This is a genomic window from Microbacter sp. GSS18 (genome assembly GCA_029319145.1).
GTDB lineage: Bacteria > Actinomycetota > Actinomycetes > Actinomycetales > Microbacteriaceae > Microbacterium.
The window spans coordinates 1,452,989-1,467,888 of the sequence record CP119753.1; the positions used below are offsets into that span (position 1 = coordinate 1,452,989).

Genomic DNA, 14,900 nt, shown 5'->3' on the forward strand with positions numbered 1-14,900 from the left:
CGGGGGCGTGCCGGCCAGGGACCAAAGTCAGTCGCGGATGGCGGCGCCGAAGCGCTCGGCCGCCGCGGCGACCCCGGCGAGCTTGGCCTCGGTCGCCTCGGCCGCCGTCAGCGTGCGGTCGGGAGCGCGGAACCGCAGCGCGAACGTCAGGCTCTTCGAGCCCTCCGCAACGCCCGGGCCGCGGTACTCGTCCACGAGGCGCAGCGACTCCAGCAGCTCGCCCGCGCCGTCCTGGAGCGCGGCGCGCACGGCGCCGGCGGCGACGTCGACGGGGACGACCAGCGACACGTCCTGCGTCGCGGCCGGGAAGCCCGACAGGGACGCGGCGACGACGCGGTCGCCGGCGGTCTCGAGCAGGCGATCGAGGAACAGCTCGGCGACCACGACGCGACCGGTCAGATCGGCATCCGCCACGACGTCCGGGTGCAGCTCGCCGAGGTACCCGACCTCGGTCTCGCCGACGAACAGCGCCGCCGTGCGGCCCGGGTGGAGGGCCGCACCGGCGGCCTGCACCAGGTCGATCGAGACGCCGGCCGCCGCGGCGATGACGCGCACGGCGTCCAGGCCGTCGGCGATGTCGACCGGGACGGGCGCCTGGCCCGGCTGCTTCGCGATGCGGTTGCCCGCCAGCAGCAGCGACACGAAGCGCTGCTGGGGCGGGATCGACGCGTCGAGCTCGGCGAGCGCGGCCGCCGACGGACGCACGGCCAGCGGCGGCACGTATGCGGTGCCGTAGTCCACGCCCGGCTTGGGGAGGAACACCGTGCCGGTCTCGAACAGGGCGATGTCGGTGAAGCCGCGCGAGAGGTTCCGGTGCGCGACCTGCAGCAGGCCCGGCAGCAGCGAGCGGCGCAGGAACGCCGCCTGGCCGTCGAGCGGGTTGGCGATCTTCACGCTCGGCAGGTGCTCGCCGCTGGGCGAGCCGTGCAGGTCGTTCTGCTCCTCGGTCGTGAAGGGGAACGACGGCGTCTCGACCAAGCCCGCCGCGGCGAGCGCGTTGGCGACGCGGCGCCGGCCGCGCTGGGCGGGGGTCAGTCCTCGTCCCGACGGCGGCAGCGGCAGGACCGACGGGATGCGGTCGTACCCTTCGATGCGCGCGACCTCTTCGGCGAGCGTCCACTTGTCGGTGAGGTCCGAGCGCCACGACGGGGGCGTGACCGTCCAGCCGTCCTCCCCGGGCGTCACGGCGCAGCCGATCAGCTCGAGCGCCGCCACGATCTGCTCGGGCGTGTAGTCCACCCCGATGAGCCCGGCGACGAAGCCGAGCGGGAGCGGGATCTCGACCGCCGAGACCTCGGCGAACAGCGCCGTGCCGTAGTCGGGGTCGATGGTGCCGCCGGCGAATTCGACCATCAGGTCGGCCACGCGCCGCGCGGCCACCAGCGGGATCGCCGGGTCGACGCCGCGCTCGAAGCGGCGCGACGCCTCGCTCGGCAGCTTGTGCCGACGCGCGGTGCGCGCGATCGAGACGGTGTCGAAGGTCGCGGCCTCGATGAGGACGTTCCGCGTGGTGCCGCTCATCTCGGTCGTGCCGCCGCCCATGACGCCGGCCAGGCCGATGGGGCCGGAGTCGTCGGTGATCAGCAGATCCTCGGTGTCGAGCGTGCGCACCTGGCCGTCGAGCGTCTCGAGCTTCTCGCCCGCCTGCGCGCGGCGCACCGTGATGCCGCCGGTGAGCTTGTCGAGGTCGTAGCCGTGGATCGGCTGGCCGAGCTCGACCATGACGTAGTTGGTGATGTCGATGAGGATGCCCAGCGACCGGATGCCCGCCAGCGTCAGGCGCGCGACCATCCACGCCGGCGTCGGCTTGGTGGGATCGACGTCGCGCACGACGCGCGCGACGAACTCCGTCGCACCCACGCGCCCGCGGATCGGGGCGGCGTCCTCGACGGCGACCGAGAAGCCCACGCCGGGCGCGATCTCGTCGGCATGGCGCACGCCCGGGTCCCGGAAGGCCGCGCCGGTGGCGTGCGAGTACTCGCGGGCGACGCCGCGGATCGACAGCGCGTAGCCCCGGTCGGGCGTGACGTTGATGTCGACGGCGACATCGTCCAGGCCCAGCAGCGCGATGGCGTCGGCACCGGCCGGCGCGTCGATGCCGAGCTCGACCAGACGCAGGATGCCGCTGTGCTCGTCGCCGAGCCCGAGCTCCTTGGCCGACGCGATCATGCCGTCGGACACGTGCCCGTAGGTCTTGCGCGCCGCTATCGGGAAGGGCCCCGGCAGCACGGCCCCCGGCAGCGTCACGACGACCTTGTCGCCGGCGAAGAAGTTGCGCGCGCCGCACACGATGCCGCGGACTCCGCCCTGCTCCTCGCCGACGTCGACCTGGCACCAGCGGATGGTCTTGCCGTTGGACTGCGGCTCCTCGACGAACTCGACGACCTCGCCGACGACGATGGGGCCGGTCAGCTCGAAGCCGTGCACGTCCTCCTCTTCGAAGCCGACCGAGACCAGCGCCGCGAGGACGTCCTCGGGCGAGGCGCCTGCCGGGACGTCGACGTACTCACGAAGCCATGACAGCGGGACGCGCATCAGACCACCATTCCGAACTGCTCGCTGAAGCGGACATCGCCCTCGGCCATGTCGCGCATGTCCTGCACGTCGGAGCGGAACATCAGGGTCCGCTCGATCCCCATCCCGAACGCGAAGCCCGAGTACTCCTCGGGGTCGATGCCGGCGGCGCGCAGCACGTTGGGGTTGACCATGCCGCATCCGCCCCACTCGATCCAGCGCGCGCCGCCCTTGAAGGTGGGGTGCCACAGGTCGAGCTCGGCGCTCGGCTCGGTGAACGGGAAGTAGTTCGCGCGGAAGCGCGTCTTGGCCTCGGGCCCGAACAGCACCTTGGCGGCGTGGTCGAGGGTGCCCTTGAGATGGGCCATCGTGATGCCCTTGTCGATGACGAGACCCTCGAACTGCGTGAACACCGGCAGGTGCGTCGCGTCGAACTCGTCGGTGCGGTACACGCGGCCGGGACACAGCACGTAGATCGGCAGGTCGCGCTCGAGCATCGAGCGCACCTGGACGGGGCTCGTGTGCGTGCGCATCACCAGGTGCCGTTCCACCGGGTCCACGAAGAAGGTGTCCTGCATCTGACGGGCCGGGTGATCTGCGTCGAAGTTGAGGGCGTCGAAGTTGTACCACTCGTGCTCGAGCTCGGGTCCTTCGGCGATCTCCCACCCCATGCCGACGAAGATGTCGCTGATCTCCTCCTGCAGGAGCGAGATCGGATGCCGCGCGCCCACGCGCGCCCGCTGCGCGAGCGCCGTCATGTCCACACGCTCGGCCTCGAGCTTGGCGGCCAGCTCGGCCTCGGCGAGTTCGACCTCGCGGGCGGCGAGCGCCTGGTTCACGCTCGCGCGCGCCTGCCCGACCAGCTTGCCGAACTCGGCCTTCTTGTCCTTGGGCACCTCGCGCATGCGCGCGTTCAGCTTCGCCAGCGGCGAGGCCTCGGCGGAGTGGGCGGAGCGGGCGGCCTTCAGCTCTGCGGTGTCGCCCGCGGCGGCGATCGCCGCGAGGGCGTCCGCGACCGCGGTCTCGACCGCTTCGGGCGTGATGCCGGCGTCGGTGGGTTCGGTGTTCTCGTGCGCTTCAGACACGAGAGACGAGTCTACCGGCGTGCGTGGGGGCGCATCGGCGCCGCGTCCCGTGCGGTGACGCCCCGTTGCGTCGCCTTTGCATTCACCCGCGCGTCGGGTTAGGTTCGCCTCACCTCAGTTCCTGTCCGGCTGAGTCCCCCACATCCAACGGAGACACCATCATGCGCGCACTCCGCATCCTGGTTCCCGCCGCCCTCGCGAGCGGCCTGCTGCTGTCCGGCTGCGCCGGAGACCCGACCACGACCGATGCCTCGGATGCCCCGGAATCCGACGGCGAGGTCACCCTGTACGCCGGTAGGGATGAGGCGCTCATCGCGCCGCTGATCGCCCGGTTCACCGACGAGACCGGCATCGCCGTCGACGTCCGCTACGCGGGGACGAGCGAGCTGACGGCCCTCGTCCTCGAAGAGGGCGAGCGCTCCCCCGCCGACGTCTTCCTCTCGCAGGACGCCGGAGCGCTCGGCGCGCTGGCCGACGCCGGGCTGACCACGCCGATCCCCGCGGAGCTCGCCGAGACCATCCCCGACGGATTCACGTCGCAGGACGACAGCTGGATCGGCGTGACCGGCCGCGCGCGCGTCATCGCATATGACGGCGACGTCCTCGACGCCGCGCAGGTGCCGACGTCGGTGCTCGAGCTGGTCGAGCCCGAGTGGGCCGGCCGCGTGGGCTTCCCTCCCGGCAACGCCAGCTTCCAGTCCTTCGTGACCGCCCTGCGCGTCCTGGAGGGCGAGCAGCCTGCCGAGGACTGGGCGGCCGGCATGGCGGCGAACGACCCCGTGCTCACCGAGAGCAACGGCGCGACGCTCGACCTCGTCAATGCCGGCGAGCTCGATCTGGCGCTCATCAACCACTACTACTGGTACCAGCGCGCCGCCGAGCTCGGCGAGGACGCCATGCGTGCGCAGCTGGCCTTCCTGCCCGGCGATCCGGGGGGCATCGTCAATGTCACGGGTGCCGCGATCCTCACGGCGGGCGTCGACGACCCCGATGCGCTCGCGCTCGTCGAGTACCTCGTCTCGCCGGCCGCACAGCAGTACTTCGTCGAGGAGACCTTCGAGTACCCGCTGCTGCCGGGCGTCGACGCGCCGGCGGGCCTGCCGGCGCTCGAGACGCTCGTCAACCCCGGACTCGACCTGAGCGACCTCGACTCGGTGGCCGAGACCCAGGAGATGCTCGTGCGCGTCGGGCTCCTCTGAGAGCCGGCCCCGGCCGACCCCGATCCCCCGACCGATGCGCTCGTCGCGACGCCCGCCCCGCGCCCTCTGGGTCGCGGGGCTGGTGGCGTGCGCGCTCGCGAGCATCCCGCTGGTCTATCTCGTGGCGCGCGTCGCGGGCGCCGGCGCCGAGCAGATCGCCGTAGCCCTGTCGCGCCCGCGCGTTCCGGAGCTGATCGGCACCTCTCTGCTGCTGTCAGCCTCGGTGACCGTCGCGACCGTCGCGATCGGCGTGCCCTCGGCCTTCCTCCTCGCGCGCGCCGCACTGCCCGCCCGCGGACTGTGGGCGGCGCTGGCCGCGCTGCCGCTCGCGGTGCCGTCATACCTCGCCGCCTACGGCTGGCTGGCCGCGGTGCCGGGCATGCAGGGCTTCTGGGCGGCGTGGTTCGTGCTCACGAGCGTCTGCCTGCCGTACGTGACGCTGCCGACGGCCGCGGCCCTGCGCCTGTCCACCACGGGGTTCGACGACCTCGCCCGCACGCTCGGACGAGGACCGGTCTCGGCCTTCTTCAGCGGCACGTGGCCGCAGATCGCACCGGCCGTCTCGGCGGGCGCCCTGCTGGCGTTCCTCTACACGCTGAGCGATTTCGGGGGCGTGGCCCTGTTCCGGCTGCCGGTGCTGACCACGGCCGTGCACCAGGCGTTCGGCGCGAGCTTCGATCGCGACTACGCGCTGATCCTGTCCGGTGTGCTCGTGCTCATCGCCCTGGCCGTCGTCCTCGCCGAGCAGCTGCTGCGTCGGCGCAGCCCCGCGCGTGCGCCGCACGGGCCGCGCGCCGCGCCCCTGCGCCTGGGGGCAGCGCTTCCGGCGGCGCTCGTCCTGCTGGCGGTGCCGTCGCTCCTGTCGGCCGTCGTGCCCACCGCGATCCTCGTCGGGCGCGCCCTGGACGCGGCCGCGCTGCGATCGTTCGATGCGTCGGAGTTCGCCGAGGCGCTCGCGGGAACGCTCGCGTTCGCGGCGGCGGGAGCAGTCATCGCCATCGTGCTGGCGCTGCCGATCGGCGCCCTGGCCGCCCGCTATCGCGGGCGCCGCGTGCGGATCGTCGAGACCGCCGCCGTGATCCCCCTGGGCCTGCCCGGCATCGTGATCGGTCTGTCGCTCGTCGCCTTCTCCCTCACGGTCGTCCCCTGGTGGTATCAGACCGCTCTCGTCCTGGCCTTCGCCTACGGCGTGATGTTCCTGCCGAAGGCGGTCGGCGGCGTGCGCAGCTCGATCGGCCTCGTGCCGCCGGCGCTCGAGGACGTCTCGCGCACCCTGGGACGCACGGGCCTCCAGACCTGGTGGCAGGTCACCGCGCGCCTCGCCCGGCCGGGGATCCTCGCGGCGGCGCTGCTGGTCGCCGTCACCGCGATGAAGGAGCTGCCGGCCACGCTGCTGCTGCGTCCGACCGGCACCGACACGCTGGCGACCGAGCTGTGGTCGCGCACCGACGTCGCGGCCTACGGCGCCGCGGCGCCGTACGCGCTCGCGCTCCTCGTCGTCGCCACGATCCCCGCGTTCCTGCTCTCACGCCATCGCGACCCGGAGGATGTGTGACATGACGTCTCTTCAGGTGAACGACCTCACCGTCAGCCTCGGCGGACGCGACGTGCTGCACGGCGTCGACGTCGACGCTGCCGAGGGCGAGCTGCTCGCCGTCGTCGGTCCCAGCGGATGCGGCAAGACCACGCTGCTGCGCACGATCGCCGGCCTCGTGCGTGCGCAGTCGGGCGAGATCCGCTTGGGGACGCGCATGGTCGCCACCCACGGTCTGCATCTGCGCCCCGAGCGCCGGGGCGTCGGGTGGGTTCCGCAGGACGCCACGCTCTTCCCCCACCTGACCGTGGCCCAGAACGTCGCCTTCGGGGCGCCGCGGAGTCGGGGTGCCCGCCCGGGTCGCCGTCGACCTGCGGACGATGCCGAGATCGCCCGGCTGCTGGCCCTGGTCGGACTCGACGGGCTCGCCGATCGGCTGCCGAGCCAGCTCTCGGGCGGTCAGGCGCAGCGGGTCTCGCTCGCGCGCGCGCTGGCGGCCCGGCCGGCCCTCGTGCTGCTCGACGAGCCGTTCGCGGCCCTGGACCCGCTGCTGCGGCACGAACTGCGCGAGGCGGTGCCGCGGTGGCTGCGCGCCGAGGGCGCCACGGCCGTGCTCGTCACCCACGACCAGGAGGAGGCGCTGTCGCTCGCCGACCGCGTCGCCGTCCTCCGCGACGGGCGGGTGCTGCAGCAGGACGCCCCCGAGGTCGTGTTCGGCCGACCTGCGACCGCGTGGGTCGCCGGCTTCGTCGGCGACGCGGTCTTCCTCGACGGCACGTGGCACGAATCCGAGGTGGAGACGGCCGTCGGCCGCATCCCCGCTCAGTGGGCGGAGCGGTCGCCGGTCGACGGAGACCCCGCCCCCGCCGTCGGCGAGCGGGTCGTCGCCATGGTGCGCCCCGAGCAGGTGGCGCTCACGGCCGACGACCGCGGCGTCGCAACCGTCCGCCGCGTGCGGTTCACCGGCCACAGCGCGCTGGTCGAGGCGGGACTGGAGTCCGGGACCGTCGTGCGCGCGCGCGTCGCATCGCCGACGCTCACCCCGGTGGGCGCACGCGTGCGCATCGACATCGACGGGAGCGCGCTTGCCTATTCCGGCCGGTGAGCGCTCGGCGGCGCCCTACATCTCGGATTGACGCGCCGACGCGCTGGCCTGCGCGAGCCGGATCGCGGACGTGGGGTCCGCGGTTCCCGGCGTCGCGGCATCCGCCTTCGCCTTGCGTCCGCCGCTCGCCGTGCGCTTCGAGAGCCAGCGCGCGAACCACGACAGCGACAGGTTGATCGTCAGGTAGATCACCAGCGTGACGACGAAGAGCGAGAACAGGTACCGGTTGCCGAAGAAGGCGCCCAGGTTGTTCATGTTGGTGCGGATGATCTCGCTGTAGCCGACGATGTAGCCGAGCGAGGTGTCCTTCAGCAGCACGACCAGCTGCGCGACGATGATCGGCAGCATCTGCCGGAACGCCTGCGGGAACTCCACGAGCATCTTGGACTGGAACTCGCGCATGCCGACGCTCAGCGCCGCCTCGCGCTGACCGCGCGGCAGCGCCGCGAGACCCGCGCGCAGCGCCTCGCCGATGAGGGTGCCGTTGTAGATGATGAGCGCGATGACGACCGCCCAGAACGCCCCGGTCGAAGCCACGAGCAGGATGAACAGCATCATCAGCAGAACCGGCATGCCGCGGAAGAACTCCAGCAGCCATGCCGTGGGGATGCGCACCCATGGAATGAGCGAGCTGCGCATGAGCGAGAAGACGATGCCGAGGACGATCGCGCCCACCGCCGCGACCGCGGCGGCCTGCAGCGTCGCGACGACACCCTGGCCGATGAAGGTCCACACCTCGGGATCGGCGAAGATGTCCCATCGCGACACGTCGAACATGCCGGGAAGGGTGATGCCGCCGGATTCGCGCGGGGCGGCCAGGAGCAGGTAGATCCACACGGCGCCGGCGATGATCACGGCGATCGAGAGGATCGAACCGATCAGCGACGCCCGCCGGGCGCGCGGCCCCGGTGCGTCGAAGAGGACGCTCGTGCTCATCGGGCCACCACCCATCGCTTCTCGAGTTGACCGGCGGCGAAGCCGAGCGGCACCGTGATCACCAGGTAGAGGGCCGCGGCGACCAGGAGGATCGGGATGACGATGTTCCCGTTGTCGTTGGCGAGCTGGCGCGTCTCGGCGAACAGCTCCACCACGAAGAAGCCGCCCGCGACGGATGTGTTCTTCGTCAGCGCGATGAACACGTTGATCAGCGGCGGCACGGTCATGCGGAACGCCTGCGGCAGCACGACGAGCGAGACCGTCTGCCCGAATCCGAGCCCGACGCTGCGGGCGGCCTCCGCCTGGCCGACGGGCACGCCGTTGATGCCCGAGCGCAGCGCCTCGGCGACGAACGGCGACGTGTAGTAGGTGAGTGCGATGAACGCCAGCAGGATGAACGGCATCCGGACGCCCAGCATGGGCATGACGAACATCGTGAAGAAGAACACCAGCGTCAGCGGTGTGTTGCGCGCGACCTCGGTCCACACGGCTGCGAAGGTGCGCAGCACGGGAACCGGTGAGATGCGCATCGCCGCGATGAGCGTCCCGAGGATCAGCGCCAGCACGCCCGAGACCACCAGCAGCAGCAGTGTGACCCGGAAGCCCTCCCAGAACTGCGGCATCAGCGACCAGAGCTGCGCCATGCCTTCTCCTTTCGACGCGGATGTGCGGTTGCGGCTCGGGATGCCCCGGCCCGGATCGACCGGGCCGGGGCATCCGTCGCTCAGTAACGGTCGGGTGTCGGGGGCTCGACGTACGGCAGGATCGTGCCGGCGGTCGCGTTCCACGCCGCCTCGTAGCTGCCGTCCGCGTAGCTCTCCTCGAGCACGTCGTTGATCCACATGCGGAAGTCGGTGTCGTCCAGCGCCAGGCCGATGCCGTACGGCTCGTCCGTGAACGGCTCGCCCACGACCTTGAACTCGCCCTCGTTCTGGGCCGCGAGGCCGGCGAGGATGACGTTGTCGGTGGAGACGGCGACGACCGCGCCGCTGCGCAGCGGCTCGAGGCAGTTCGAGTACGTGTCGGTGAGCACGGGGTCGGCCCCGATCTCCTCGAGCATCGCGGCGGGGGTCGATCCCGTCACCGAGCAGACGGGCTGCCCGACGAGGTCGTCCTCGCTCGTGATGTCCTCGTTGTCGGCGAGGACGAGGATCGACTGACCGGCCATGTAGTACGGCCCGGCGAACGACACGACCTCCTTGCGCGCGTCGTTGATCGTGTACGTCGCGACCACGATGTCGACCTGCCCGTTCTCGATGAACGGCTCGCGGTTGGCCGAGACGGTCTCGACCCACTCGATGCTGCCTTCGTCGATGCCGAGCTTGCCGGCGATGATCTTGCCGATCTCGACGTCGAAGCCCTCGGGGTCGCCGGACGGACCGACGAGACCGAACAGCGGCTGGTCGAACTTGGTGCCGATCGTGATGGTGCCGGCCTCGTTGAGGGCGGCCATCGTGGTGCCCTCGTCGAACATCATCTCCTCGCCGCCGGCGTCGCCGGAGTCGCCGGAGTCACCGGATTCGGTCGAGGCGGCGCACGCCGACAGGGCAAGGGCGCCCGCCGCGGCCAGTGCGATCAGGGGAATTCTCGCTCGCTTCATCTCTTCGTCCTTTGCTGTGCGTGGCGGTCGCTCGTGACGACCGCGCTGGGTCCCCGCCACGAGGCGGGCGTCTGTGTCAGTGCTCGAGGATCTTGGACAGGAAGTCCTTCGCCCGCTCGCTCTGCGGGTTCGTGAAGAACTCCTCGGGCGTCGCCTCTTCGACGATCGCCCCGTCGGCCATGAACAGGACGCGATCGGCCGCCTTGCGCGCGAACCCCATCTCGTGGGTGACCACGATCATGGTCATGCCCTCGCCCGCCAGGCCGATCATGACGTCGAGGACCTCGTTGATCATCTCGGGGTCGAGCGCGCTGGTGGGCTCGTCCATGAGGATCAGCTTGGGGTTCATCGCGAGAGACCGCGCGATGGCGACGCGCTGCTGCTGTCCGCCTGAGAGCTGACTGGGCATCTTCTTGGCCTGATTGGCCACGCCGACGCGGTCGAGCAGCTTCATGGCCTGATCTTCGGCGTCCTTCTTCTTCATGCCCCGCACGCGGATGGGCCCGAGGGTGACGTTCTCGAGCACCGTCTTGTGGGCGAAGAGGTTGAACGCCTGGAAGACCATGCCGACGTCGGCCCGCAGCTTGGCAAGGCCCCGCCCTTCTTCGGGCAGCGGCACGCCGTCGATGGTGATGGTGCCGGAGTCGATCGTCTCGAGCCGGTTGATCGCGCGGCACAGCGTCGACTTGCCCGAGCCCGAGGGCCCGATCACGACGACCACCTCGCCGCGGCTGACCGAGGTGTTGATGTCACGGAGGACGTGCAGGTCGCCGAAGTGCTTGTCGACGTGCTCGACCACGACGAGCGGCTCGCCGCGACGCACGTTGATGTTCGACGTCCGCGGCTGCGGCGCGGGGGCTTCAGGTGTCGCCATGCGCTCACCCTATGAGGGGGATGTGGATCGCGGCAGGGGGTGACGCGCCTCTTTACCGATCTGTAACAGGAGGGGAATACGTCACGCGTCGGCGGCGGCGCGCTGCGCGAACGCCGTCTCGTACAGGCAGACGCTCGCGGCGGTCGCGAGGTTCAGGGACTCAGCCTCGCCGTAGATCGGCAGGCGCAGCGCCGTATCGGCGAGCTCGAGGGCGGGCTCGGCGAGCCCCCGGGCCTCGTTGCCGAACAGCCACGCCGTGGGCTCGGCCAGCAGGTGACGCCCGGCGAGGAAGTCGCCGCCGCCCACGTCCGCGGCGATCACGCGCACGCCGGCGCTGTGCGCGCGCTCGACGGCCGTGGCCAGGTCGATGCCGAGCGCCACGGGCACGTGGAACAGGGACCCGGTCGTGGCGCGCACCACCTTCGGGTTGTACGGGTCGACGGTGCGGCCGGTCAGCACGACCGCGTCGGCGCCGGCGGCGTCGGCCGCGCGGATGATCGTGCCGAGGTTGCCGGGGTCGCGCACCTCCTCGCAGATGGCGACGAGGCGGGGGCTCGCGGCGAAGACGTCGCGCACCGACGTGGGGGTCTGCCGGGCCACCGCGATGATCCCCTGCGGGGTGACGGTGTCGGCCATCGCGTCGATCACCGACTCCGACGCGTACTGGACCTCGATTGCCGCATCCGCCGCCGCGGAGCGGACGTCGTGGTGCCGCTCGAGCGCGGAGGGTGTGGCGAACATCTCCACGACGCTGTCGGGGCGGAACCTCAGCGCCTCGCGAGCGGCCTGGGGCCCCTCGAGGAGGAACAGTCCGGTCTCCTGGCGGGCGGGGCGCTTGGTCAGTTTCGCGACGGCGCGCACGCGCGGCGAGCGGGGGTTCTCGAGCACGCGACCAGTCTAGGGAACGACGAAGGGCGCCCTCCGAACGGAGGACGCCCTTCGACAGATCGGGATGCCGGAACTCAGGCGCTCTTGGGAGCGTTGACGTTCTCGGGCAGCGCCTTCTTGGCCGTCTCGACGAGCGAGGCGAAGGCCTTCGGCTCGTTCACGGCGAGCTCGGCCAGCATGCGGCGGTCGACCTGCACGCCCGCAAGGCCCAGGCCCTGCATGAAGCGGTTGTAGGTGAGGCCGTTCTGGCGGCTGGCGGCGTTGATGCGCTGGATCCACAGGCGGCGGAAGTCGCCCTTGCGCTTGCGGCGGTCGCGGTACGCGTAGACGAGCGAGTGGGTGACCTGCTCCTTCGCCTTGCGGTACAGGCGCGAACGCTGACCCCGGTAACCGGAGGCGCGCTCGAGGATGACGCGACGCTTCTTGTGGGCGTTGACGGCCCGCTTGACTCTAGCCATTTCGTTTCGTTCCTATTCGTGCTTCGGCGCGCGTCAGCGGCCGAGGAGCTTCTTGGCGGCCTTGGTGTCGGCCTTCGACAGCACCTGGTCCTGGTTCAGGCGGCGCGTGCGGCGGCTCGACTTGCCCTCGAGGTTGTGGCGCATACCGGCCTGCTGCTTCTTGAGCTTGCCGCTTCCGGTGACCTTGAAGCGCTTCTTGGAGCCCGAGTGGGTCTTCTGCTTCGGCATGTTTCTTCCTTCGTTTCATTTCCCGCTCGGGCGGGAATGGGGTCCCGCCTCGGCGGGAGTCTGTGGGGAGGGTTACTCGGCGTCCGCCGGCTCGCCCTCGGAGTCCGATCCGGTGCGCGCGGAGCGCGCTGCCTCCTTGTTGGCGGCGCGCTGGGCGTTCTGCTCGGCCTTCGCCTCGGACTTGTTCTTGATCGGCGCGATCACCATGGTCATGTTGCGGCCGTCGATCGTGGGGTTCGACTCCACGACGCCCAGCTCGGCGACATCCTCGGCGAACTTGCGCAGGAGCCGCACGCCCTGCTCGGGACGCGACTGCTCACGACCGCGGAACAGGATCATCGCCTTGACCTTGTCGCCGGCCTTGAGGAAGCCCTCGGCGCGCTTGAGCTTGGTGATGTAGTCGTGCGCCTCGATCTTCAGCCGGAAGCGGACCTCCTTGAGGACCGTGTTCGCCTGGTTGCGGCGGGCTTCCTTGGCCTTCTGCGCGGCCTCGTACTTGAACTTCCCGTAGTCCATGATCTTGACGACGGGAGGCTTCGAGTTGGGCGCGACCTCGACCAGGTCGAGGTCCGCCTCCTGTGCCAGACGCTGCGCAACCTCGATGCGGACGACGCCGACCTGCTCGCCGTTGGGTCCGACAAGGCGGACCTCCGGGACGCGGATGCGCTCGTTGGTGCGGGGATCGCTGATGCGGAACTCCTCTTCGTGCGGGTGATGGCCACCGCGACACGGTTGTGCCACGGGCGGAAGAGGAGTCATTCCACCCGGCAGGACGCACAGCGCCGGTTGCACCCTCGCTACCCCGGCGACTGTGCGTCGGGGCGGAGTGCGTGGACCCGGTAGCCTGGAGCGGCAAGCGCGGGTGGGATAAATCCTCTTTCGGTCCGGAGCAGAACGCGCCGGAGCCCGCACAAGTCTAGCAGAGAGTGACACGTGGAGACGATTCGGGATGCCGGCGACCTCGCCGGCGACGCAGCAGGCCACCGCGATCCGCAGCGCGAGGCGCGCTGGGAGGAGCAGGAGCAGGCGGCCGCCTCGGCGACGCGCGACATCGCCGATGTCCCCGCGGTCGAGGTGATCACGACCACCGCGGTGCACCTCATGAGCGCGGCGGCGGTCAAGACCGGCCTCGCCGACGACCCCGAGAACCAGCTCGACCTGGACGAGGCGCGCAAGCTCATCAACGCCCTCGCGGGCCTCATCACCGCCGGCGCGCCCGAGATCAGCGACATGCACGCCCGGTCGCTCCGCGACGGCCTGCGCTCGCTGCAGCTCGCCTTCCGCGAGGCATCCGTCATTCCCGACCCGATCGGCAAGGGCCCCGGCGAGAAGTGGACGGGTCCGGTCACGTGATGCCGGCGCCCGCTGCGGGCATTGAAAGCCGGAGGGCCCGGGAGTAGCGTTCGCGTCGACGGAGGTCGACCACCCGATGACCTCTGCGCTCCTGCAGCCGGGAGGTCGGCCATGCCTGCTGTTCGCTCGCTTCCGCTCGTGTTCGCCACAGCGCTCGTGCTGTCCGCGGCGATGAGCCCACCGGCCATCGCGGCGCCGTCCACCGGGCAGATCACCTGGGTCACCGATGTCGATTCGGTGACGGCATCCGACACGGACGTCACCTCGGTGGGCGCCGACAAGGACGCCGCATACGCCGGCACGAGCAGCGGACAGGTCGTGGCCGTGGAGCCCGCCGGCGGCACGCCGATATGGCTCACGGCCCTCGGCGGCCCGACCCTCGAGATCACCGGCCTCGCCACCGCCAGGAACCGCCTCGTCGCCGGCTCCACGGACGGACACCTCGCCACCCTGGACGCCGCCACCGGTGTCATCCTCTGGATCACCGACGTCGCCGGGGTCCTCGGCGCCCCCAGCACCGTCACCGCCACCGCGGCCGACAAGGAACATGCCTACGCCGGAACCTCCGACGGACACCTCGTCGCCCTCGACGCCGACAGCGGCGAGGTCCGGTGGGTCACCACCCCCGGCGCCCTCGGCGTCACCGCCCTCGCCACCGGCAAGGACCGCCTGATCGCCGGCACCTCCGACGGGCACCTCTTCACGCTCGACGCTTCCACCGGTGCCATCCTCTGGATCACCGACGTCGCCGGGGTCCTCGGCACGCCCGCCGCCGTCACCGCGACCATCGCCGACAACCAGCACGCCTACGCCGGCACCTCGGACGGACACCTCGTCGCCCTCGACGCCGACACCGGCCAGGTCGAGTGGGTCACCACCATCCCCGGTGGCCCCACCCTCGCGATCACCGGCCTCGCCGCCGACAAGGACCTCGTTGCGGGCACCTCCGCGGGCACGGTCATCTCGCTGGACCCGAACAGCGCCGCGGTGGCATGGGTCACCGACGTCGGCGGCGGAAGCGCCGTGGCGGGTGTGTCGGCCGTCAAGGGGCGGGTGTACGCGGGCGTGGAGCAGGGCCTTCTCGCCGCCCTCGACTGACCCCGTCATCGCCCCGGTGGCCGGTCGC

General features: G+C 71.3%; 14 protein-coding genes and 1 pseudogene. 5 read left to right on the forward strand and 10 right to left on the reverse strand.

Annotated features, from left to right (window positions below):
- Nucleotides 1-27: 27 nt before the first annotated feature.
- Both pheT and pheS read right to left on the reverse strand, forming a co-directional pair.
- Entirely contained in the window at nt 28-2,535 is a 2,508-nt protein-coding gene (pheT, locus tag P0L94_06840; GenBank protein WES65781.1) for a phenylalanine--tRNA ligase subunit beta, read from the reverse strand.
- The gene (gene pheS, locus P0L94_06845; protein WES65782.1) at nt 2,535-3,599 is read right to left on the reverse strand and encodes a phenylalanine--tRNA ligase subunit alpha; all 1,065 of its coding nucleotides are present in this window, start codon (nt 3,597-3,599) and stop codon (nt 2,535-2,537) included. The genes pheT and pheS overlap by 1 nt, the downstream gene beginning before the upstream one ends.
- 161 nt (nt 3,600-3,760) lie before the next feature.
- On the opposite strand from pheS, the gene P0L94_06850 reads away from it, so the two are divergent.
- The 3 genes from P0L94_06850 to P0L94_06860 are packed head-to-tail and all read left to right on the forward strand — an operon-like array spanning nt 3,761 to nt 7,437.
- On the forward strand, nt 3,761-4,798 hold the full coding sequence (locus P0L94_06850) for an extracellular solute-binding protein (GenBank protein WES65783.1): 1,038 nt from the start codon (nt 3,761-3,763) through the stop codon (nt 4,796-4,798).
- Nucleotides 4,799-4,832: 34 nt separating this feature from the next.
- Nucleotides 4,833-6,353 carry an iron ABC transporter permease gene (locus P0L94_06855; protein ID WES65784.1) on the forward strand — a complete coding sequence of 507 codons (1,521 nt, stop codon included), beginning with the start codon at nt 4,833-4,835 and terminating at the stop codon, nt 6,351-6,353.
- Nucleotide 6,354: 1 nt separating this feature from the next.
- Nucleotides 6,355-7,437, forward strand: coding sequence for an ABC transporter ATP-binding protein (locus tag P0L94_06860; protein WES65785.1), 1,083 nt, complete (start codon nt 6,355-6,357; stop codon nt 7,435-7,437).
- 15 nt (nt 7,438-7,452) lie between these two features.
- On the opposite strand, the gene P0L94_06865 is transcribed toward P0L94_06860, so the two are convergent.
- From P0L94_06865 to infC, 8 genes and pseudogenes are all read right to left on the reverse strand, one after another.
- Nucleotides 7,453-8,373 (reverse strand): ABC transporter permease subunit, encoded by a 921-nt coding sequence (locus P0L94_06865; GenBank protein WES65786.1) that lies wholly within the window; start codon nt 8,371-8,373, stop codon nt 7,453-7,455.
- The gene (locus P0L94_06870; GenBank protein ID WES65787.1) at nt 8,370-9,017 is read right to left on the reverse strand and encodes an amino acid ABC transporter permease; all 648 of its coding nucleotides are present in this window, start codon (nt 9,015-9,017) and stop codon (nt 8,370-8,372) included. The genes P0L94_06865 and P0L94_06870 overlap by 4 nt, the downstream gene beginning before the upstream one ends.
- An 80-nt stretch (nt 9,018-9,097) precedes the next feature.
- Nucleotides 9,098-9,973: a glutamate ABC transporter substrate-binding protein gene (locus tag P0L94_06875; GenBank protein ID WES65788.1), complete on the reverse strand. Its 876-nt coding sequence runs from the start codon at nt 9,971-9,973 to the stop codon at nt 9,098-9,100.
- A gap of 76 nt (nt 9,974-10,049) precedes the next feature.
- Nucleotides 10,050-10,847: an amino acid ABC transporter ATP-binding protein gene (locus P0L94_06880; GenBank protein ID WES65789.1), complete on the reverse strand. Its 798-nt coding sequence runs from the start codon at nt 10,845-10,847 to the stop codon at nt 10,050-10,052.
- A gap of 81 nt (nt 10,848-10,928) precedes the next feature.
- Nucleotides 10,929-11,735 (reverse strand): RNA methyltransferase, encoded by an 807-nt coding sequence (locus P0L94_06885; GenBank protein WES65790.1) that lies wholly within the window; start codon nt 11,733-11,735, stop codon nt 10,929-10,931.
- A gap of 74 nt (nt 11,736-11,809) precedes the next feature.
- Nucleotides 11,810-12,193 (reverse strand): 50S ribosomal protein L20, encoded by a 384-nt coding sequence (gene rplT, locus P0L94_06890; GenBank protein ID WES65791.1) that lies wholly within the window; start codon nt 12,191-12,193, stop codon nt 11,810-11,812.
- 33 nt (nt 12,194-12,226) lie between these two features.
- Nucleotides 12,227-12,421 carry a 50S ribosomal protein L35 gene (gene rpmI, locus P0L94_06895; GenBank protein WES65792.1) on the reverse strand — a complete coding sequence of 65 codons (195 nt, stop codon included), beginning with the start codon at nt 12,419-12,421 and terminating at the stop codon, nt 12,227-12,229.
- Between the two features lie 180 nt (nt 12,422-12,601).
- A pseudogene (gene infC / locus P0L94_06900) lies at nt 12,602-13,111 on the reverse strand (translation initiation factor IF-3).
- A gap of 243 nt (nt 13,112-13,354) precedes the next feature.
- On the opposite strand from infC, the gene P0L94_06905 reads away from it, so the two are divergent.
- Together P0L94_06905 and P0L94_06910 are read left to right on the forward strand one after the other, a co-directional pair.
- Nucleotides 13,355-13,774 carry a DUF1844 domain-containing protein gene (locus tag P0L94_06905; protein WES65793.1) on the forward strand — a complete coding sequence of 140 codons (420 nt, stop codon included), beginning with the start codon at nt 13,355-13,357 and terminating at the stop codon, nt 13,772-13,774.
- A 111-nt stretch (nt 13,775-13,885) separates the two neighbouring features.
- Nucleotides 13,886-14,872 carry a PQQ-binding-like beta-propeller repeat protein gene (locus tag P0L94_06910; protein WES65794.1) on the forward strand — a complete coding sequence of 329 codons (987 nt, stop codon included), beginning with the start codon at nt 13,886-13,888 and terminating at the stop codon, nt 14,870-14,872.
- Nucleotides 14,873-14,900: the final 28 nt, after the last annotated feature.